Below are 20,486 nucleotides of genomic sequence, written 5' to 3' on the forward strand. Positions count from 1 at the left end.
TGGTGATGGTTGCCTGTCGGTGGCTGGGGGCATCATGGTCGGGTGGTCAGAAAATCTTCCCCTCGGGCAGGGACTCCGAATCCTCGGGCGCCGAAGTCGGGCAGTTCTGCTTTGGCGAAATTTTCGGCGCCCACCCAGGAATGGTTTGCGGGCGCGTTCCCCAGCCCGACGGCAGCGCAGGCCGGAGCGTGGGAGGCAATCTCCAGTGGTCGCCATACCCTGGTCGTAGCCCCTACCGGATCCGGCAAGACGCTCTCCGCTTTCCTCTGGTCGATCGATCAGCTGGCTACACGTGAACCGCTACCCGAGCGCACTACGAAGGTGCTCTACATCTCACCGCTCAAAGCATTGGCCGTCGATGTCGAGCGCAACCTCCGAGCTCCCTTGGTCGGGATCACTCAAACAGCGAAACGCCTCGGGCTCGAACCACCCGACATCTCCGTGGGCGTCCGGTCCGGCGATACGAGCCCAGCAGATCGACGCACGTTGATCAAGACTCCACCCGACATCTTGATCACCACGCCCGAGTCCCTTTTCTTGATGCTCACCTCGGCGGCACGCGAGTCACTGGTCGGTGTCGACACGGTCATCGTCGACGAGGTTCACGCGGTCGCCGGAACCAAACGCGGATCCCACTTGGCACTGTCTCTCGAGCGACTCGATCTGATGCTTCCGAAGCCCGCTCAACGTATCGGTCTCTCGGCGACGGTCCGTCCGCACGAGGAGGTCGGAAGATTTCTGACCGGTATCGCGCCCATCGAGATCGTTGCACCGCCATCGCCCAAAATGTTCGACCTGACGGTTCAGGTGCCGGTCGAGGACATGACCGAACTCGGTATCGCCGAACCCGCAGACGGTTCGGCGTCGGCAGCCCCACAGCAGGGTTCCATCTGGCCGCACGTCGAGGAGAAGATCGTCGATCTCATCCTCGAGCACAAGTCGAGCATCGTCTTCGCCAACTCTCGGCGTCTCTCCGAGAAACTGACCGCTCGGCTCAACGAGATATACGCCGAGCGGATGGGTGACGGTGTCGAGACAGCGCACAAACCCGCATCCCAGATGGGCACTCCCACCGAGGTGAACCACGGCGCCGACCCGTTGTTGGCCCGCGCTCACCACGGAAGCGTCAGCAAGGATCAGCGAGCCCTGATCGAGGACGACCTCAAGTCCGGTCGCCTCCGCTGCGTCGTCGCCACCAGCAGCCTCGAACTCGGCATCGATATGGGTGCAGTGGATCTGGTCGTCCAGGTCGAGGCCCCGCCCTCGGTGGCCAGCGGGTTGCAACGAGTGGGTCGTGCAGGCCACCAGGTCGGTGAGATTTCCAAGGGAGTGCTCTTCCCGAAGCACCGAACCGACTTGATCCACTGCGCTGTGACGGTCGAGCGCATGAAGACAGGGAAGATCGAGTCGCTCTTCGTTCCTGCCAATCCGCTCGATATCCTGGCTCAGCAGACCGTCGCGGCGTGCGCGCTGGAAGCGATCGATGCGCAGGACTGGTTCGACGCGGTCAGGCGCACCGGCAGTTTCGCGACTCTGCCCCGCTCCGCATACGAGTCGACACTGGATCTACTCTCGGGCCGCTACCCATCGGACGAATTCGCCGAACTGAGACCGCGATTGGTCTGGGACCGCGATGCCGGCACCCTTACCGGCCGTCCGGGCGCACAGCGACTGGCCGTGACCTCGGGTGGGTCGATCCCGGACCGCGGGTTGTTCACGGTGTACATGGTCGGTGAGAAGGCCTCTCGGGTAGGTGAACTCGACGAAGAGATGGTGTACGAGTCACGCGTGGGTGATGTCTTCGCCCTCGGCGCCACCAGCTGGCGTATCGAGGAGATCACCCACGATCGAGTCCTGGTGAGCCCTGCATACGGTCAGCCCGGGCGACTACCGTTCTGGCACGGCGACGGACTCGGCCGCCCCGCGGAACTGGGCAGGGCGTTGGGCGAATTCCTCCGCAGCACCGCTGAACGAGAAGGGTTGCCCGAGCGGCTTACCGGAAGCGGTCTCGATGCCAACGCGGTCAACAACCTAGTCGCGCTTCTCGACGAACAAAAGGACGCGACGGGCCAGCTCCCGACCGACCGAACGATGATCGTCGAACGATTCCGTGACGAGCTGGGCGACTGGCGACTCGTTCTGCATTCGACGTACGGCCAGCAGGTGCACGCGCCGTGGGCACTTGCGATCGGCGCACGTCTCATCGAGAGATACGGCATCGACGCTGCCCCGACCGCGTCCGACGACGGGATCATCGTGCGACTACCGGACACCGAGGATCGACCTCCCGGTGCCGACTTGTTCGTGTTCGAACGTGACGAAATTGCCGACATCGTCACCGAGCAGGTCGGCGGTTCGGCACTTTTCGCGTCGAGATTCCGCGAATGTGCCGCTCGCGCACTACTTCTCCCCCGCCGTAATCCCGGAAAACGTGCACCATTGTGGCAGCAGAGACAACGGTCTGCCCAACTTCTCGACGTCGCGCGCAAGTATCCGACATTCCCGATTCTGCTCGAGACGGTGCGCGAATGTCTGCAGGACGTCTACGACTTGCCTGCGCTGGAAGAAATTCTCGCGCAGATCAGCCGACGGCAGATCCGCATCGTCGAGATAGAGACGGCGTCGCCGTCTCCTTTCGCGAATTCCCTGCTGTTCAACTACGTGGGCGCGTTCATGTACGAGGGCGACAGTCCCTTGGCGGAACGTCGCGCGCAAGCCTTGTCGCTGGATTCGACCCTCCTCGCCGAACTGCTGGGGCGCGTCGAGCTGCGTGAGCTCTTGGATCTGTCCGTGATTGAGACGACCGAACTCGAACTGCAGCGACTCGCAGAAGACCGAGCTGCCAAGGACATCGAGGGGGTCGCGGATCTACTCCGAATGCTTGGACCGCTGACCGTCGAGGAGGTGGCCGAGCGCACGAAAGGAAACGAGTCTCTACAGTGGCTCATCGAGCTCGGGGCCGCCAAGCGCGCGATGGAGGTCAGCTTCGCAGGTCGGACGTGGTGGACTGCCATCGAAGACGCGGGCCGGTTGCGCGACGCCCTCGGTGTTCCACTGCCCATCGGCACACCGGCAGCCTTCATCGAACCGGTGGAAGACCCGCTGACCGACCTCGTGAGCCGGTATGCGCGCACCCACGGCCCGTTCTCGGTCACCGACCTCGCGGCCAGGTTCGGGATCGGGACGGCGGTTGCTCGCGGTGTTCTCACCACACTTGGTGCCGACAAAAGAGTCGTCGAGGGAGAATTCCGACCCGATACGACAGGCAGCGAATGGTGCGACAACGAGGTCCTACGCCGTCTGCGCAGACGGTCGCTCGCTGCGGCGCGTCATGAGGTCGAGCCGGTCGGCACCGCAACCCTCGGCCGATTCCTCCCAGCTTGGCAACACGTGGGCAGTCGGCAACTCAACGGAATCGACGGTGTTGCAACAGTTGTCGAGCAGCTCGCCGGGGTACCGATCCCCGCATCGGCCTGGGAGCCGCTCATTTTCGCTTCGCGAGTCCGCGACTACTCCCCCGCGATGCTCGACGAATTGACCTCCACCGGCGAGGTGCTCTGGTCCGGCCACGGATCCATCACCTCGAAGGACGGTTGGGTCTGTCTACACCTGGCCGAGACTGCCCCGTTGACTCTCGCTCCGCCCGCCGAATCGGATCTTTCCGAGCTACAACTGCGTGTGTTGGACGCGGTCGCAGCTGGAGGCGCATATTTCTTCCGGCAGCTGTCGGACACGGTAGGCAGTACCGACGACGACAGTCTGCACGCCGCACTCTGGGAACTCGTATGGGCCGGCCGGCTCAGCAACGACACCTTCGCACCTTTGCGCGCACTCATCAACGCGACGACCCGCGCGGCGCCGAGCCACCGAGCGCCGAGGAAGACACCGCGTCTGCGCTCGTACCGTCGATTCGAACGACCCACGCTGCCGACCCGGACCGGGCCTCCCACAGCAGGAGGGCGCTGGTCCAGACTCCCGGAACTCGAACCAGATCCCACAGTGCGAGCACACGCTACCGCCGACATGCTGCTCGAGCGCTACGGCGTGGTCACGCGAGGTGCGGTGATGAACGAAGGAGTGCCCGGCGGATTCGCAATGATGTACAAGGTGCTCACCACCTTCGAGGATTCCGGCCGCAGCCGCCGCGGGTACTTCGTCGATTCGCTCGGTGGCGCGCAGTTCTCCACGTCCGATGTCGTCGATAGATTACGCACGTACGACGAACGAGAAAAGACCGGCGCAATGGTCCTGGCCGCCTGCGACCCGGCCAACCCCTACGGTGCCGCGCTCACCTGGCCGAAGCCCGAGGAGAAAGACGATTCGCCTCGACATCGGCCAGGACGGAAAGCGGGAGCACTCGTCGTATTGCATGAGGGCGACCTTGCTCTGTACGTCGAACGGGGTGGCAAGACCGTGTTGACATTCTCCGACGACGAAGCCGTCATCGAAGCGTCGGCCCGTGCGCTCGCTGCGACTGTGAAGAGGGGCGGGGTAGAGAAGTTGTTGGTCGAACGGGTGGATGGTCACGACATCCACGGGACGGCATTTTCCAAGACCTTGACCGAGGCAGGCTTCTCCGCGACCCCTCGGGGCTTGCGTCTACGGGGGCAGCTTCATGCCTGAGGGAGACACCGTCTATCGGGCGGCGAACAAGCTGAGGGACGCGCTCGTCGGGCGGGTGCTGATGGGTTGCGATATTCGTGTACCTCGCTACGCGACAGTCGATTTCACGGGTCGGACAGTGGACTCGGTGGAATCACGTGGCAAGCATCTCCTCATTCGGGTCGGCGGCTATACGATCCACAGCCATTTGAAGATGGAAGGAACCTGGCAGGTCTATGCCCCCGGTGAAAGGTGGCGCAAGCCTGCGTTCCAAGCTCGCGCGATTCTGACGAACGACAGTGCTTCCGCGGTGGGATTCGAACTGGGTGTATTGGACGTCGTGGAGAACGAAGACGAGGTCGTCGGATACCTCGGGCCCGATCTCCTCGGATCGGATTGGGATGCAGCTCTCGCGATCACCAATCTGGGCGCCGACCCCGCCCGCCCTATCGGAACCGCATTGCTCGATCAACGAATACTGGCCGGGCTGGGCAACGTGTATCGCAACGAGATCTGTTTTCTTCGAGGTATCGATCCGCGGACCCCGGCCGGCTCTGCAGGCGATCTACGCAAGATCGTCGACCTGTCGTTTCGTACGATCATGGCCAACAAGGATCGACATCAACGAATCACCACCGGTGATCGACGTCCGGGACGCCACTTCTGGGTGTACGGGCGGGAGAACAAGCCGTGTAGGCGATGTGGAACACCCATCGAATTCGGAATGCTCGGCGACAACCCGCTGGAGGAACGCCAGATATATTTTTGTCCGTATTGCCAGCCCCCGCCCAGCTGATTCACAGGTCCGGCCAGCAGGATCGTCACTATGACTTTCGTAGCAATTCTCACGCTGGTAGTGATGGCCGTGTCCGGTTCGGTTGCCGCGAGGGCTCCGCGTTCGCTTGTGCAGACCCGAGAACTGCGAATAGGGCCGCGCCGAACAGCTTCCCCGAGCGCGCTCTCCACTGTGTGTCGGTGAGTCGGCATCGGAATTATCCGTTCACTCGCCGGTAGTGACTACTGTCAGTCGGCATGGCACCGAACCTGCGAAACCTCCTGCACGGACCGTTGCTCTCACGCACCAGTCCCCTGAGTCCAGCCAACGCTGCCAGTAGGGTCAGCGCCTACGTGTACGGCAATGTGTTGATCCTCGCAGCGCTCATTCCGATCACTTCATCGGACGAACACACCTTTCAGGGTGTGGCAATCGTGCTCGGCACAGCGCTGTCGACGTTCGTCGCGCACGCTTTCGCCGAGGGCGTCGGTGAAACCGTGCGAACCGGGGCCAATCTGTCGAGAGGCGCACGGATCGAACAGCTCAGGGATTCCGTTCCGGTATTGAGTGCTGCCGTACTCCCGGCGGCACTCTTGGCGATCGGATGGGCCGGGTGGTTGGATCCGGGGATCGGTCAGATCCTGGCCGAAATAACAGTCATCGCCAGGATTGCGTCGACGAACTTCGTCGTCGGCCGACTACGAGGCGAGAAGCCGACTCGTGGGACATTTCTCGGATCCCTCGTACTAGCGGGAGTTGCCACCGTGGTGGTCGCGATCAAGTTGGTTCTGACCCACTAGCAGGGCTCGCTGCAGGCACTAGTTGCTCGGCTGCACCGGTTCCAAAATTTCCTGACGCACAGTGCCATTTACGCATTCCAACGGTTGATCTGCCCCGATGGCTACCTTCGAAAATGGGTCCCTACCCAACCCCGAGTAGTCCTTATGCTGGATGCAGGCCGGCAGTATCGGGGCCCAATTGTCCAGAGGGAGCGCTGAAAATGGCGAGTGCAACACGGGCCGAAGAGTGGATGCGCAGTTACGTTGCCGAAAGTCTCTCCCACGCAGATATCGCACGGTTCGTCGACTATGTCGCGCAATCCATGGGGTCAGACGTCCCGGAGCTATCTACTGACGCAGATGTTCGGAGGGACTTACAGTTGGCTGTTCGCAGCCAATTCCGCAACATTCTTGCCGCTCGGCAGTCCGACAACGCTGCCCTGTGGGATGCTCCGGTAGCTGCGGAAGCTCATTCTCTTGCCCGAACCATCGCGCGCCGAGGACTCGAATTGCGAGTTCTCTCCCATCTGTACCACGCTGGTCACCGAGCGGTATGGCGGTTTGTGGCGGATTTCGTCAGCAATGCCGCTGTACCAGAGGATTTCAAGGTGGAACTCGTCGTCATGATGTGGAAGCAGACGAGCGAGATCATGAATTCGATGCTCGAGGAACTTGCCGCTACATACACGTGCGAACGAGAACGTCTGCTCAGCGGCACATTCTCGATGCGGGTGAACACGGTCCGCGAAATTCTGGACGGCACATTGAACGACGCTGAGGTCGCATCGGTACAGCTGAGCTACCCGGTCCATCGCGTCAATACTGCCTTGGTGTTATGGACCACCGACCACGCGATCTCGATCGACTCGCGGATCTTCGAGCCATTGGCATCGCGGCTGGCGCGATCAGCATCAGCGACGGAGATCCTCTGCATCCCGTCCGGGGCCCGGGGGTTGTGGGTTTGGATGGTGGCCGGGCATGACGAAGAACCCACGATCGACTCGGCGCTCGTGCCACCCGGGGTGCGGGTCGCGGTGGGACGGCCGGGGCAGGGTATCGACGGGTTTCGACGAGCTCACAGGGAGGCTCTGGCTGCGCAGGAAATCGCTATGCGGGCGCAACAGCGTATACCCGTCACCAGCTATCGAGACATCGAACTCGTCTCGATGCTCGTATCTCGACCCGACGCGATGAACACCCTTATCGAACGCGAGTTGCCTGGGCTCTTGGTGGACGACGAGCTGTCCGCGCGACTCCGGAAGACGCTACGCGCGGTGCTGTCATGCCCGGGAAATCTCGAGGCCGCCGCTAGCCAGCTCGCCGTGCACAAAAACACTGTGCGATACCGCATCCAACAGATCGAGGAGCGCATCGGTCAGCGGATCACCTCCCGCTCGCTTCACCTCAAACTGGCACTCGATTGCTTCGACACCTTCGGCGCGAACGCACTCAGATATGTACCCTCCGAACAAAAAGATCGAGGAACCTTGGTCAAGTAAGCCAATCCACAGCACTGGTTTGGCTGGAAGGCTGACTGCTATCAGCCCCAACGAGGAGTGCGACGTGCCCACACCGAATATTGCCGAAGGTTTCGACCCCACTGATCCAGACATCTACGCCACGCATGTTCCGCACGCGGAGTTCGCTGAGCTGCGCAAAACAGCACCCGTCTGGTGGTGTCCACAACCACCTACTATCGGCGGATTTCACGACGACGGGTACTGGGTTGTTACTCGGCATGAGGACGTCAGGGAGGTCTCGCGCAACGACGTATATTCCACGTGGGAAAACACCGCGATCGTCCGGTTCGACGATGACATCCCTCGTGAGGCCATCGAACTACAGCGCCACATTCTACTGTTCAAAGACGCCCCAGAGCACACCAAGCTGCGAAAGATCATTGCTCGCGGCTTCACCCCACGCGCAGTGGCCAGCCTCAAGGACGCCCTGTCCGAGCGTGCGTCGACGATTGTCGAAGAAGCCCTGACCCTAGGGGCAGGCAATTTTGTCACCCAGGTTGCGACCGAGCTGCCGCTTCAGGCGATCGCGGAGCTCATCGGCATCCCGCAACAAGATCGTGGAAAGGTCTTCGACTGGTCCAATCAGATGACCGGTTACGACGACCCGGAATTCGAGGGTGATCCCCAGGTCGCGTCGATGGAGCTCCTCGGGTACGCCTACCAAATGGCAGAAGAGCGTAGGAAGTGTCCCGCCGATGACATCCTCACCCAGCTGCTGAATGCCGAAATCGATGGTGGTGAACTGCGCCCCGAAGAGTTCGGCTTCTTCGTCATCCTGCTCGCTGTTGCGGGCAACGAGACCACCCGAAACGCCATCACGCACGGAATGATCGGCTTCCTCGAGAACCCCGATCAGTGGGAGCTCTACAAGAACGAGCGACCAAGCACCGCGGTCGACGAGCTTATTCGCTGGGCGACCCCCATTACCGCGTTTCAGCGGACAGCGCTTGCTGACACCACGCTTGGTGGTCAGAAGATCAGAAAGGGCGACCGAGTTGCGATGTTCTATGCCTCGGCGAACTTCGACGAGGATATCTTCGACGATCCGAACAAGTTCGATATCATGCGGGACCCGAACCGGCACTTGAGTTTCGGTGGAACCGGCGCACACTTCTGCGTGGGCGCAAATTTGGCGCGTCTCGAGATCGATCTGATCTTCAACGCGATCGCTGACCATATGCCCGACATCACCAAGCTGGGCGATCCGAAGCGACTTCGATCTGGTTGGCTCAATGGCATCAAGGAGTTCAAGGTCGACTACGGAGGTCGGTGCCCGGTCGAACACTGAGTTGTAGGATCAGATCGCCATTCTGCGAGCACTCAATTCTGGCGATGCACAAAGTCCGCACGTATTGCCGTCGAGGCCCATGGTCTCGCAACGAGAGCTGCCGTCGCAGCATCACGGAGGAGATCGGTCGAGAATGAATACTCGTCACAACTACGCGGTACACCTTGTGTGGACCGGAAACACAGGATCTGGTACATCGTCACTACGCTCTTACTCGCGGGATCACCAGGTCGATGCAAAGGGGCTTGCTCAGATAGCAGCATCCGCGGATCCAGCGTTTCTCGGTGACCCAACTCGCTGGAACCCCGAACAGCTGTACCTCACGTCAATTGCGCAGTGCCACATGCTTTGGTACCTAGGCCTCGCGGCCCGGTCAGCCATCACCGTTGTCGCCTACGACGACCACCCCACTGGAATAATGGTCGAAGAGTCCTCGGGCGCGGGCGAGTTCGAAAGCGTAACCCTGCATCCGACGGTAACCATCGATTCTCGAAGTGACCCCCGGCGAGCAAAGACGTTGCATGAGGAAGTCGCTGACTACTGTTTCATCGCCCGCTCGGTGAAGACTCCGATCTTGCACGAGGCCAACATCATACAACTCGACTCGGATGCCGCCAGCTAGTCCGTTTGGCGGTAACTGCTGGTCGAAGCACGATCAGCTCAATCGTGTCGACGATGGGGTCGATCGCGCTTGATCACCGCAATTTCGATTCCCTCGAGCCAGCACGTGCGAACCCGTTGCCCTAGTTACTCGGCTGCACCGGTTCCAAAATTTCCTGACGGGCTTCGGGGGCGACGACACGTAGCGCATCGGCGGACTCGTCGTCGGGTTGCATCTGTGACTTGATCTCCGCCTCGACGCGCGCGGTGTATGTCTCGACCTCACGATCGACCGCCGCGGAGTCCCATCCGAGAATGGGCGCAGCCAAAGCCGCGACCTGTCCCGCGCAGTGGACTCCACGATGGGAGTACTCGATCGATATCCGAGTTCGGCGCGCGAGGATGTCCTCCAAGTGGAGCGCACCTTCGGCGGCAACGGCGTACACGACCTCGACCTGGAGGTAGCTGGGCGCGTCGGTGATCGGCTGCAAGAGTTCGGGCTTGTCCTTCGCCATGTCGAGAACCTCGTCGATCAACGAGCCGTACCGATCGAGAAGGTGGGTCACCCGGTAGGGATGCAGGCCGTACATCTTCGCGAGATGATGCGTCTGGTTGACCAGGGCGAAGTAGCCGTCGGCACCGACGAGCGGAACTTTTTCCGTGATCGACGACGCAACCCTGGCAGGGATGTCCTCGGCGGCAAGATCGACGGCGTCCTCGGCCATCACGCGGTAGGTGGTGTATTTGCCGCCCGCGATCGCCACGAGGCCGGGCGCGACGCGAGCGACGGCGTGTTCCCGGGACAGCTTCGACGTCTCGTCGCTTTCACCTGCCAGCAATGGACGCAGGCCTGCGTAGACGCCATCGATGTCCTCGTGCGTCAGTGGCGTCACCAGCACTGTGTTGACCTCGCCGAGGATGTAGTCGATATCGGCTTTCGTGGCAGCAGGATGCGCCAGGTCGAGCTTCCAGTCTGTGTCGGTGGTGCCGATGATCCAATGTGCACCCCACGGAATGATGAACAGCACCGACTTCTCGGTTCGCAGAATGATCGCGGCCTCGCTGACGATGCGGTCGCGCGGCACCACGATATGTACGCCCTTCGAAGCGCGTACACGAAACCGTCCGCGCTGCGAGGACAACGCCTGGATTTCGTCGGTCCACACACCGGTTGCGTTGATGACCACGCTTCCGCGTACCTCGGTGGTGGCTCCGTTTTCCGAATCACGCACGCGCACACCGGAAACTCGATCGGCCTCACGCAGAAATCCAACGACCTGAGTCGACGTGCGAACGACGGCCCCGTAATGTGCCGCGGTGCGAGCAACACTCATCGTGTGGCGTGCGTCGTCGACGACGGTGTCGTAGTAGCGGATTCCGCCGATGAGGGATTTGCGCTTGAGGCCCGGTGTCATCCGCAACGCACCCGATCGGGTGAGGTGCTTCTGCGCCGGAACGGACTTCGCGCCGCCCATCCTGTCGTACAGAAAGATTCCCGCAGCGATGTAGGGACGTTCCCAGACGCGATGCGTCAGCGGGAAAAGGAACTTCAGCGGCTTGACGAGGTGCGGCGCCAACGTCGACAGCGACAGCTCGCGCTCGTGCAGAGCTTCACGTACCAGACCGAACTCGAGCTGCTCGAGGTATCGCAGACCACCGTGGAACATCTTCGAGGACCGACTGGAGGTTCCCGATGCGAAGTCACGAGCTTCGACGAGAGCAACCTTCAAACCACGGGTCGCAGCGTCCAGCGCAGCACCTGCTCCGACGACGCCACCGCCGATGATGATGACGTCGAAGTACTCGGATCCGAGCCGCTCCCAGGCATCGACACGCGCCTGAGGCCCCAGCAAAGTGGTGTTCGATCGATTGCTCACGAGCTCGCTCCCCACATAGACCATTTCCCTGACCGCCCCTGCAGGCTACCGTTCGAGTTCGATACCCGCGTCACCTCCGAGTCGAACAAAGGAACGTAGTGACCTCCGACACCAGCACCGACGTGACCTCCGGCACCTTCATCGCCTCGATCGATCAGGGCACGACGTCGTCTCGCTGCATCATTTTCGGCCACGACGGTAAGCCGGTCGGCTCGGCGCAGAAGGAGCATCGTCAGATCTTCCCGCGCGCCGGTTGGGTCGAACACGACGCCGAGGAGATCTGGGTCAACGTTCGCGAAGTCGTCGGCGCTGCTCTGGGGAATGCCGACGTCAAAGCGCAGGACATCGCTGCTGTCGGTATCACCAACCAGCGCGAAACGACGCTGGTGTGGGATCGAACCACCGGTAAGCCGGTCTACAACGCGATCGTGTGGCAGGACACTCGCACCGACGAATTGTGTCGGGAGCTGGCCGGGGACCAAGGGGCCGACCGCTATCAGCGGATCACCGGCCTGCCGCTGTCCACGTATTTCGCCGGGCCGAAGATTCGTTGGATTCTCGACAATGTCGACGGCGTTCGTGAACGTGCCGAAGCCGGCGAGCTCTGCTTCGGCACGATGGATTCCTGGGTGTTGTGGAACCTCACCGGCGGAGCCGACGGCGGCAAGCACATCACCGACGTGACCAACGCGTCTCGCACGCTGTTGATGGATCTCGAAACACTGTCCTGGCGCGAGGACATCTGCGCCGACTTCGCGATTCCGATGTCGATGCTGCCCGAGATCCGCACTTCTTCCGAGGTGTATGCCGAGGTTCGTCCTCGGGGTGTGCTCGCCGGCGTCCCGATCTCGGGAATTCTGGGCGACCAACAGGCCGCTACGTTCGGGCAGGCGTGCCTGTCACCAGGTGAGGCCAAGAATACGTACGGCACCGGAAACTTCCTGCTACTCAACACCGGAACGACGCCGGTGCACAGTGAACACGGACTGCTCACCACCGTCTGTTACAAGCTCGGTGAGAAGGATGCTGTCTACGCTCTCGAGGGCTCGGTGGCTGTCACCGGTTCCCTCGTGCAGTGGCTGCGCGACAACCTCGGCATCATCGAGCGCACCGCCGATATCGAACGCCTCGCTGGAGGGGTCGAGGACAACGGCGGCGTGTACTTCGTTCCCGCGTTTTCCGGTCTGTTCGCGCCTCGGTGGCGGCCCGATGCGCGCGGAGTCATTTCGGGTCTGACGCGTTTTGCCAACAAGGGCCACATCGCCCGAGCAGCGTTGGAAGCGACGGCATTTCAAACACGAGAAGTCATCGACGCGATGTACGCAGATTCCGAGGTCACGCTGACGACATTGAAGGTGGACGGCGGAATGGTCGTCAACGAGCTCCTCATGCAGTTCCAGTCCGACGTTCTCGGTGTCCCTGTGGTTCGGCCGGTCGTCAACGAAACGACAGCCCTGGGTGCGGCTTACGCTGCGGGCCTGGCCGTCGGCTACTGGAGCGGCGAGGACGAGATCGTGGCGAACTGGGCCGCGGACAAGACCTGGGAGCCCGATCTGGCATCCGACGCCCGAGAGGCGATGTACGACAAGTGGAATCGCGCTGTGGAACGCACCTACGACAGCGCATGAGCGTCCGACAGCCGCCGCACGGCCTCTCGGAGAACGTCCACAGACGAACTGGCGAAACACAATCGGGCCGCGCCCGAGTACTGGGGAGAGTCCGCGAAGGCACGCCCGGGGACGAAGGCGACGCCGTGATCGAGCGCGCGCGGCAGCAATGCCGTGGTGTCGGTGCCGTCCTGAAACTCCACCCACAGGAACATTCCGCCGTTCGCGGGTGAAAGCACCATTCGGTCACCGAAGGTGCCTTTCAGTGCATCCTCGAGGGCGTGTGCGCGTGCTCTGTATTGCGAGCGCAGGACCCCGAGGTGGCGCTCGAGCCACGCGGCGTCGTCGAGCATGTCGGCGGCCATCTGCTGGGTCATCGACGATCCGCACAGGTCGGCGCCCTGCTTGAGTAGTTCGACAGCCTGGCACACCGCCACCGGCGCGGTCAGCCAGCCGACCCGAAGCGCAGGAGTGATGATCTTCGACGCACTGGAGAGCCGAACCACGCGGTCCGAGTACGCGGCTATGGACTTCGGGGGTTGCACACCGAACCACAACTCGCCGTACGGGTCGTCTTCGAGGATCCAGAACCCGTAACGATCAGCGAGCGCGGCGAGCTGTTTGCGACCGAGATCCGACATCGTCACGCCGCGTGGATTGTGGAAGTTGCTCACGGTGTGGACGAGTGTGGGCCGAAGGCCGGCCTCCAATCTGCGGGCCAGTTCATCGGTGTCCATTCCCGCATCACCGATTGGGATTGCGTGGATATCGGCACCTGCTATCGAGAAGACCTGCAGCGCGCCGGTATAGGCGGGCTCATCGACGACGACCACTGCGCCGGGATCGAGCAGTGCCTGAGCGAGGAGGGTGAGCGCTTGTTGCGAACCGTGCGTGACGACGACCTCGTCGGAGGTGACTTCTCTTCCGACCGAGCATGATTCGCGGGTTGCGATAATCTCGCGGAGCGGGCGCCAACCGGAGGTTTCGCCGTACTGCACCGAGGACGGTGTCCTCAGCACTGCCTCCGCTGCTTGCCGAATGCGGTGCGCAGGAATCAACTCCGTCGCCGGCAGACCGCCGGCAAGACTCAACACGTCCTCTCGAGCAGTCAGAGCGAGCAGGTCTCGAATCGCAGAACTCTGCAACGAATCGAGACGCCGGGCAAACGAGGGCAGAGCGGAAGTCATTGATTTTCCCCAAGGATCGAGTACGGATTGCGAAGTACCCGAGGATCCGCTGGGGCATGAAGTGAGCCGAATGGTGGTCGGCTCACTTCACTGTGTCACTCCAGCTCGAGGAATGACACTCAGTTCTCACATCATGAGACATTCGACGCTGACTCTGCGCGTCAGTCCAGATCGTCGTGGCGCATCAGTTGCCGTGCCGCCTCGGTGATCGACCCCGTCAACGATGGGTAGATCGAGAACGTCGCCGCCAGATCGTTGACCGACAGGTTGTTCTGAACTGCCATGGCGATGGGCAGAATCAGCTCGGACGCCGTCGGAGCGACAACTACCCCGCCGATCACGACGCCGGTCGCCGGTCGGCAGAAGATCTTCACGAAACCGCGCTTGAGGCCCGACATCTTTGCTCGCGGGTTGGTGGCAAGGGGCAACATGACGGTACGTGCCGGCACGTCGCCGTTGTCGATGGCCGACTGGCTCACCCCGACCGACGCGATCTCGGGACGCGTGAACACCGCTGAGGCAACAGTTTTCAGCTTGATCGGGGTGACGCCTTCGCCGAGAGCGTGGTACATCGCGATACGTCCCTGCATTGCAGCGACGGAGGCGAGGGGCAGCAGACCCGTGCAGTCACCCGCGGCATAGATGCCCGAAACAGAGGTCCGCGATACTCGATCGACACGCAGATAGCCGCCACGATCCAGTTCGATTCCTACCTTCTCGAGCCCGAGCCCGGAGGTGTTGGGAATGGAACCGACAGTCATCAGCGCGTGCGAACCTTCGACGGTCCGTCCGTCGGCGAGGCGGACGATCACGCCGCTTTCGGTCCGCTGGACGGATTCTGCTCGCGCATGCTTGACGAGAGTGACGCCTCGTTCGTTGAACGCGTCCTCGAGCACGAGCGCAGCATCCTCGTCCTCGTGCGGCAGCACACGGTCGCGGCTGGAGACTGCCGTCACCTTGACGCCCATCTCGGTGTAGGCCGAGACGAACTCGGCGCCGGTCACACCGGACCCGACCACGATCAGATGCTCGGGAAGCGCCTCGAGGTCGTAGAGCTGGCGCCAGTTCAAGATGCGGTCACCGTCGGGCTCCGCACCCGGGAGGATCCGTGGGCTCGCGCCGGTCGCCACCAAGACGACATCCGCGTCGAGTACACGTTCCGAACCGTCTGCCGAGGTCGCTCGAATCTGGTGCGCCGCCATACCGACATGCGAGTCGATCATTTCGGCGCGGCCGGAAATCAGTTCCACGCCGACCGAACGCACCCGCGCTGCAATGTCGGAAGACTGCGCCTGCGCGAGCGCTTTGACGCGCTCGTGGATTTGAGGCAGTGCAACTGTCGCCTGCGATGGATCCATCGCGATACCCAGATCGTTGGCTCGTCGCATCTCGGTCCTGATACCTGTCGAGGCAATGAAGGTCTTCGACGGTACGCAGTCCCACAGAACGCAGGCACCTCCGATGCCGTCCGAATCGACCAACGTCACAGTCCCCCCGTGCTGCGCTGCCACCAGTGCTGCCTCATACCCTGCGGGTCCGCCACCGATGATCACGATCCGGGTCATTTGTCCTCTTCCACGTTTGTCACAAAAAATGCACAGTTATGGGTCAACGCTATTCCAGTCGACGTCTCTGCGCATCGGTAAGGATTAGTTAACATCTGCAACACCTGCTGAAACAAGCCGCTCGGGCCTTCCGCCGCCGCGCCGATTCACCGGACGGTTTAGGCTGGCCGACGTGCCAATCTATGCCGCCTACGGGTCGAACATGCATCCGGAGCAAATGCTTCAGCGCTGCCCCCATTCCCCGTCGTCGGGAACTGGCTGGCTACACGGCTGGCGATTGACCTTCGGCGGCGGTGACATCGGGTGGGAAGGTGCACTGGCAACGGTCGCGCCGGACGCCGATTCGAAGGTGTTCGTGGTGCTGTACGACGTCTCGGAAGAGGACGAGGAGAGCCTCGACCGCTGGGAGGGCTCCGAACTCGGAATACATCGCAAGGTCCGGCTGCGCATCGACACCGTGGACGGCCCCGTGCTGGCATGGCTGTACGTACTCGACGCCTACGAGGGCGGCCTACCGTCTGCGCGCTACCTGGGCGTCATGGCCGAAGCAGCCGAAATCGCTGGTGCTCCCGCGGAGTACGTCCGTGGACTGCGCACACGGAACAGTCGCAACGTCGGGCCCGGCACTTCCAGCTGAAGTTCAGTTCGGTTCGAGTGCGAGACCGGTCATCACCTTCACACCGACGGCGAGCGCTCGCTCGTCGAGATCGAACGTGGACTGGTGGATATCGAGCTGCGGACCGGTACCGGACCACACGCCGAGCCGAGCCATCGCTCCAGGAATGTCTTCGAGGTACCACGAGAAGTCCTCGCCGCCACCGGACTGAGCGGTATCGGCCAACGCTGCCGGTCCGACGCGTCGAATAGCGTTTTCGAATGTCCGTGTCACTGCTGGATCGTTGACCACGGGTGGCACCCCACGCTTGTAGTGCAACTCGTAACGCACCCCGGTCGGAGCCAGCAGCCCGGCGACGATCTCGCCGACCATGGGCTCGAGCAGAGCCCACGTCTCGTGATCACCGGTGCGTACAGTGCCGGTGAGCATGCCGTTCTGCGGAATAGCGTTGGGCGCCTGACCTGCCACGACTGCACCCCACACCATCACCGTGCTCGTCCGCGGATCTATTCGGCGGCTGAGCATTCCCGGCAACCCGGTGATGACCGTGCCGAGCGCATAGACCAGGTCGGTGGTCAGGTGAGGTCGCGAAGTATGGCCACCGGGTGAATCGAGGCGAAGTTCCACGGTGTCGGCGGCCGATGTGATCGCACCCACCCGTATGCCGACCTTGCCCACCTCGAGCCGAGGATCGCAATGCAGGGCGAAGATCTTCGACACTCCCTCGAGCGCGCCGGCCGCCACGACATCCAAAGCCCCACCCGGCATGACCTCTTCGGCAGGCTGAAAGATCAGCCGAACACCGAACGGCAGTTCGGGCAGCGACGCCAAGGCCAACGCGGTTCCGAGCAGCACGGTCGTGTGCGCGTCATGGCCGCAGGCATGCGAGACGCCGGGAACGGTCGAGCCATAGGCTGCCCCGGTGAATTCTTGCAATGGGAGCGCATCCATATCCGCCCGCAAACCCACACGTGGTCCGCTCGGTCCGATGTCACAGGTCAAACCTGTTCCACCGGGGAGAAGCTTCGGCGACAGCCCGGCGGCCTCCAAGTGACCGACGACGAAAGCAGTTGTCGCGTATTCCTGCCGTGCCAACTCCGGATGCGCGTGAATATGGCGTCGCCACAACGACAATTCGGCAGTGTGGTCGAGAATCCAGGCGTCGACCGCGGCATGCAGATCGGTCATCGAGCTGTCATCCGTGCTTCGACGCCTTCGAGCAACCGGTTCCGTGTATCTGCATCGAGGGCCGTACGGACCACCGTTCGTGCAAGCAATCGGGCGCCGTCGAGTACGGCGGTGTCTGCCGACTCGGTGATGCACGCTGCGGCGAACTCCGGCTGGTGCGTGACGGCGCCGCCCGAGTCGAGACCGATCACCGGGTGTATCCCGGGCAGAACCTTCGTCACATTTCCCATATCGGTGCTGCCCAGAGGGCGGAATCCTTCCAACTCGGGTGCCAGGGGTGTGCGGCCGATCGACTCGACCTCATCTCGATAAGTGGCGGTGAGCCACGGATCGGGTGTCAGCTCTGTGTAGATCGGCGATACGGTGCGAATCTGATGGGTGCAACCGGTAGCGATCGCACCCGCTTGGAAACACGCATGCGCCTTGGATGTCAACGCAGCCAATGATTCCGAGGTGTTCGCGCGCAGGTAGTAGGCAAGCTCGGCGTGCCCGGGCACGATGTTGGGCGCGAGACCACCCTCGGTCACGATTCCGTGCAACTGTTGCCCCGGCGCCAGGTGCTGACGCAGCAGGCCGATGGCAACTTGACTGATGGTGACCGCGTCACCGGCATTGATTCCCCATTCGGGGGCCGCAGATGCGTGTGCAGCGCGGCCGGTGAACGATACGGCTATGTCGGACAACGCAAGTGATGTTGCACCCACGATGTCGATCGGCCCGGGATGGACCATCAGCGCCGCGGCAACACCGTCGAAGACGCCGCGTTCGAGCATCAGCACTTTCCCCCCACCACTTTCTTCGGCAGGAGTTCCGAGTACTCGAATGGTGATGCCGAGCCGCTCGGCGAGTGGAGCCAACGCAATCGCCGCGCCGGCTGCGGATGCGGCGATGATGTTGTGGCCGCAGGCGTGGCCGATCTCCGGTAATGCGTCGTATTCGGCGCAGAGGGCGATGACCAACTCGCCACTGCCGTATGTGGCGGTGAACGCGGTTGGCAGATCGGCGACGCCAGTGTCGACGGCGAAGCCACGATCGCGAAGAAGGTCGCAGACCTTCGCTGCACTGCGGTGCTCTTCGAACGCGAGTTCCGGCTCGGAGTGAATCGAGTGCGACAACGCAAGCAGGTCGGGCGCAGCACGCTGCACACCAGCATCGGTCTCGACGATCACCGGCTCAGTCTGTCACTAGTGCTCTCCGCAGCTGAATTCAGCTGCGGCCGATTACTTGCCGAAGGCGAAATTACTCTCGTCGGTCGGTGTGTTCAGCGCGGCAAGAAGATCGCCGTGGATAGCGCGCTTGATTCCCGCAAGGTTGTCACCGCGCGTGCTCGTCAACGCCGTAGCGCGCTCGACAGCGGAGGACAACACGGCGTCCTCGGCGACAGCGACGTCGGCGATGCCTGCTGCGACGGCGTCTGCTCCGCCGAAGCGTCGACCCGTGGTCATTGCCTCGACGGCCGTCTGCTTGGGGAGCCTGCTGGTAATCAGGGATGACATGCCTACGGTGAACGGCATGTTCAGGTGCACCTCGGGCAGGCAGTAGAAGCCGCGGTCGACGCGGACGACCCGGAAGTCGTGAGCCGTCGCGAACATGGCGCCAGCGCCGAATGCGTGGCCTTGGACAGCTGCAACCGTCGCCATCGGGAATGTGAGAAGGCGGGTGTAGAGCGTGTGCACCCGGTCCAGGTAGCCGGTGATCTTGTCGAGGTTGGCGAAGAGCCAGTCGGTGTCGAGACCGTTAGTGAAGAATTTTCCGGTCGCGGTGGTCACGAGCGCCCCGGGCCCCGATATCGATTCGACCTCGTCGAGAAGAGCGTGCACGCCCTCGATCCAGTCCGGATGGAACCGGTTCTCCGGGTTCTGAGCTGAGTCCTGTGCACCGAGGTACAGGATGTGCACGTCACCGTCATGTTCGAGATAAGGCATGGAGGGATACTACCCGGCGGTAACTTCAGCCGGCGAAGGTCGGCCCGACCGAGCTCGATCCAAGCCTGCACCGACGGCAACGCATGGCCTACTGCGGAAACGGTCGCACATCTCCTAGGGTTGCTCCCCGTGGGAACAACGAACATCGACGCAGCAGATCCGACCCTCGACCCTCAGGACGCCGCGGCGCGCGCTGCAGCAGCGATCGCGGAGGCCACCGGTGTCGCATCTCATGCGGTGGCGATCGTGCTGGGATCCGGCTGGCAGGCCGCAGCGGATCGTTTCGGTTCCCCGACCGCGACCATCGCCATGGCCGACCTTCCGGGCTTCACTCCCCCCTCCGCATCCGGACACTCCGGAACCGTCACCTCGGTGAGCGTCGACGGCACACATGCGCTGCTGTTGCAGGGTCGTACCCACGCATACGAAGGGCACGACTTGGCCCGAGTCGTGCATCCGGTGCGGACGGCCATCGCGGCCGGAGCTACCACGGTCGTTCTCACCAACGCCGCGGGTGGAATCCGAGATGGAATGCACGTCGGCCAACCGGTTCTCATCTCCGACCATCTCAATCTCACCGCACGCTCGCCGTTGACGGGTGCCGAGTTCGTCGACCTGGTCGACGCCTACTCGCCGGAACTTCGCGCACTGGCGCGCCGCATCGATCCTTCGCTGGAAGAGGGCGTGTACGCGGGGCTGCCAGGGCCACATTACGAAACGCCCGCCGAGATTCGAATGTTGCGCACCATGGGTGCCGATCTGGTCGGTATGTCCACCGTCCACGAGACGATCGCAGCGCGGGCCCTCGGAGCGAGGGTTCTCGGGCTTTCTCTCGTCACCAATCTTGCCGCAGGAATGACCGGTGACCACCTCGACCACAAAGAGGTGCTCGCAGCAGGGAAGACGGCAGCTTCGCGCATGGGTGAATTTCTACACCGGCTGGTGTCGACGCTGTGA

The 20,486-nt window shown here is 62.5% G+C and carries 15 protein-coding genes; 9 read left to right on the top strand and 6 right to left on the bottom strand.

Translation table 11 applies throughout. The features are described from left to right. Positions 1-111 precede the first annotated feature (111 nt). The 6 genes from H2510_RS03665 to H2510_RS03690 all read left to right on the top strand — a co-directional run bounded on the left by H2510_RS03665 (position 112) and on the right by H2510_RS03690 (position 9,586). Positions 112-4,623, top strand: a complete 4,512-nt coding sequence (locus tag H2510_RS03665) for an ATP-dependent helicase (protein WP_186627163.1) — start codon at positions 112-114, stop codon at positions 4,621-4,623. Continuing rightward, entirely contained in the window at positions 4,616-5,398 is a 783-nt protein-coding gene (locus tag H2510_RS03670; protein WP_186626943.1) for an Fpg/Nei family DNA glycosylase, read from the top strand. The genes H2510_RS03665 and H2510_RS03670 overlap by 8 nt, the downstream gene beginning before the upstream one ends. Before the next feature lie 236 nt (positions 5,399-5,634). Continuing rightward, a complete protein-coding gene (locus H2510_RS03675; RefSeq protein ID WP_186626944.1) occupies positions 5,635-6,177 on the top strand; it encodes a hypothetical protein in 543 nt (180 codons plus the stop codon). Positions 6,178-6,377: 200 nt separating this feature from the next. Beyond that, on the top strand, positions 6,378-7,655 hold the full coding sequence (locus H2510_RS03680) for a CdaR family transcriptional regulator (protein ID WP_186626945.1): 1,278 nt from the start codon (positions 6,378-6,380) through the stop codon (positions 7,653-7,655). Positions 7,656-7,719: 64 nt separating this feature from the next. After that, complete coding sequence (locus H2510_RS03685; protein ID WP_186626946.1) at positions 7,720-8,964, top strand: cytochrome P450; 1,245 nt, start codon at positions 7,720-7,722, stop codon at positions 8,962-8,964. Between the two features lie 133 nt (positions 8,965-9,097). After that, entirely contained in the window at positions 9,098-9,586 is a 489-nt protein-coding gene (locus H2510_RS03690; protein ID WP_186626947.1) for an OsmC family protein, read from the top strand. A 121-nt stretch (positions 9,587-9,707) separates the two neighbouring features. On the opposite strand, the gene glpD is transcribed toward H2510_RS03690, so the two are convergent. Continuing rightward, entirely contained in the window at positions 9,708-11,465 is a 1,758-nt protein-coding gene (glpD, locus tag H2510_RS03695) for a glycerol-3-phosphate dehydrogenase (protein WP_186626948.1), read from the bottom strand. A 98-nt stretch (positions 11,466-11,563) separates the two neighbouring features. Here glpD and glpK point away from each other — a divergent pair, with 98 nt between their 5' ends. Further along, entirely contained in the window at positions 11,564-13,069 is a 1,506-nt protein-coding gene (gene glpK / locus H2510_RS03700; RefSeq protein WP_186627164.1) for a glycerol kinase GlpK, read from the top strand. Here the strand turns inward: glpK and H2510_RS03705 are convergent. Together H2510_RS03705 and H2510_RS03710 are read right to left on the bottom strand one after the other, a co-directional pair. After that, entirely contained in the window at positions 13,054-14,235 is a 1,182-nt protein-coding gene (locus H2510_RS03705; protein ID WP_186626949.1) for a PLP-dependent aminotransferase family protein, read from the bottom strand. The genes glpK and H2510_RS03705 overlap by 16 nt on opposite strands. Positions 14,236-14,396: 161 nt before the next feature. Then, positions 14,397-15,800 (bottom strand): NAD(P)H-quinone dehydrogenase, encoded by a 1,404-nt coding sequence (locus H2510_RS03710; protein WP_084346808.1) that lies wholly within the window; start codon positions 15,798-15,800, stop codon positions 14,397-14,399. 172 nt (positions 15,801-15,972) lie between these two features. On the opposite strand from H2510_RS03710, the gene H2510_RS03715 reads away from it, so the two are divergent. Next, positions 15,973-16,437, top strand: coding sequence for a gamma-glutamylcyclotransferase (locus H2510_RS03715; RefSeq protein WP_186626950.1), 465 nt, complete (start codon positions 15,973-15,975; stop codon positions 16,435-16,437). A 3-nt stretch (positions 16,438-16,440) separates the two neighbouring features. Here the strand turns inward: H2510_RS03715 and H2510_RS03720 are convergent, their stop codons facing one another. Genes H2510_RS03720 through H2510_RS03730 form a run of 3 tightly spaced genes read right to left on the bottom strand, consistent with a single transcriptional unit; the run spans position 16,441 to position 19,529 of the window. Then, on the bottom strand, positions 16,441-17,595 hold the full coding sequence (locus tag H2510_RS03720; protein ID WP_186627165.1) for a M20 family metallopeptidase: 1,155 nt from the start codon (positions 17,593-17,595) through the stop codon (positions 16,441-16,443). Between the two features lie 5 nt (positions 17,596-17,600). Continuing rightward, the gene (locus H2510_RS03725) at positions 17,601-18,773 is read right to left on the bottom strand and encodes a M20 family metallopeptidase (RefSeq protein ID WP_186626951.1); all 1,173 of its coding nucleotides are present in this window, start codon (positions 18,771-18,773) and stop codon (positions 17,601-17,603) included. A 51-nt stretch (positions 18,774-18,824) separates the two neighbouring features. Then, entirely contained in the window at positions 18,825-19,529 is a 705-nt protein-coding gene (locus tag H2510_RS03730; RefSeq protein ID WP_186626952.1) for an enoyl-CoA hydratase/isomerase family protein, read from the bottom strand. 144 nt (positions 19,530-19,673) lie between these two features. Between H2510_RS03730 and H2510_RS03735 the strand changes: the two genes are divergently transcribed. After that, complete coding sequence (locus H2510_RS03735) at positions 19,674-20,486, top strand: purine-nucleoside phosphorylase (RefSeq protein WP_315901239.1); 813 nt, start codon at positions 19,674-19,676, stop codon at positions 20,484-20,486.

The sequence above is a fragment of the Rhodococcus sp. BP22 genome (genome assembly GCF_014281965.1).
In the GTDB taxonomy this organism is placed as follows: domain Bacteria; phylum Actinomycetota; class Actinomycetes; order Mycobacteriales; family Mycobacteriaceae; genus Rhodococcoides.

Excerpts from the sequence above, each read along its gene's own strand:
- H2510_RS03670 (WP_186626943.1), top strand. The coding sequence starts at position 4,616 with ATGCCTGAGGGAGACACCGTCTATCGGGCGGCGAACAAGCTGAGGGAC.
- H2510_RS03675 (WP_186626944.1), top strand. The coding sequence starts at position 5,635 with ATGGCACCGAACCTGCGAAACCTCCTGCACGGACCGTTGCTCTCACGC.
- H2510_RS03680 (WP_186626945.1), top strand. The coding sequence starts at position 6,378 with ATGGCGAGTGCAACACGGGCCGAAGAGTGGATGCGCAGTTACGTTGCC.
- H2510_RS03690 (WP_186626947.1), top strand. The coding sequence starts at position 9,098 with ATGAATACTCGTCACAACTACGCGGTACACCTTGTGTGGACCGGAAAC.
- glpD (WP_186626948.1), bottom strand. The coding sequence starts at position 11,465 with ATGGTCTATGTGGGGAGCGAGCTCGTGAGCAATCGATCGAACACCACT.
- H2510_RS03705 (WP_186626949.1), bottom strand. The coding sequence starts at position 14,235 with ATGACTTCCGCTCTGCCCTCGTTTGCCCGGCGTCTCGATTCGTTGCAG.
- H2510_RS03710 (WP_084346808.1), bottom strand. The coding sequence starts at position 15,800 with ATGACCCGGATCGTGATCATCGGTGGCGGACCCGCAGGGTATGAGGCA.
- H2510_RS03730 (WP_186626952.1), bottom strand. The coding sequence starts at position 19,529 with ATGCCTTATCTCGAACATGACGGTGACGTGCACATCCTGTACCTCGGT.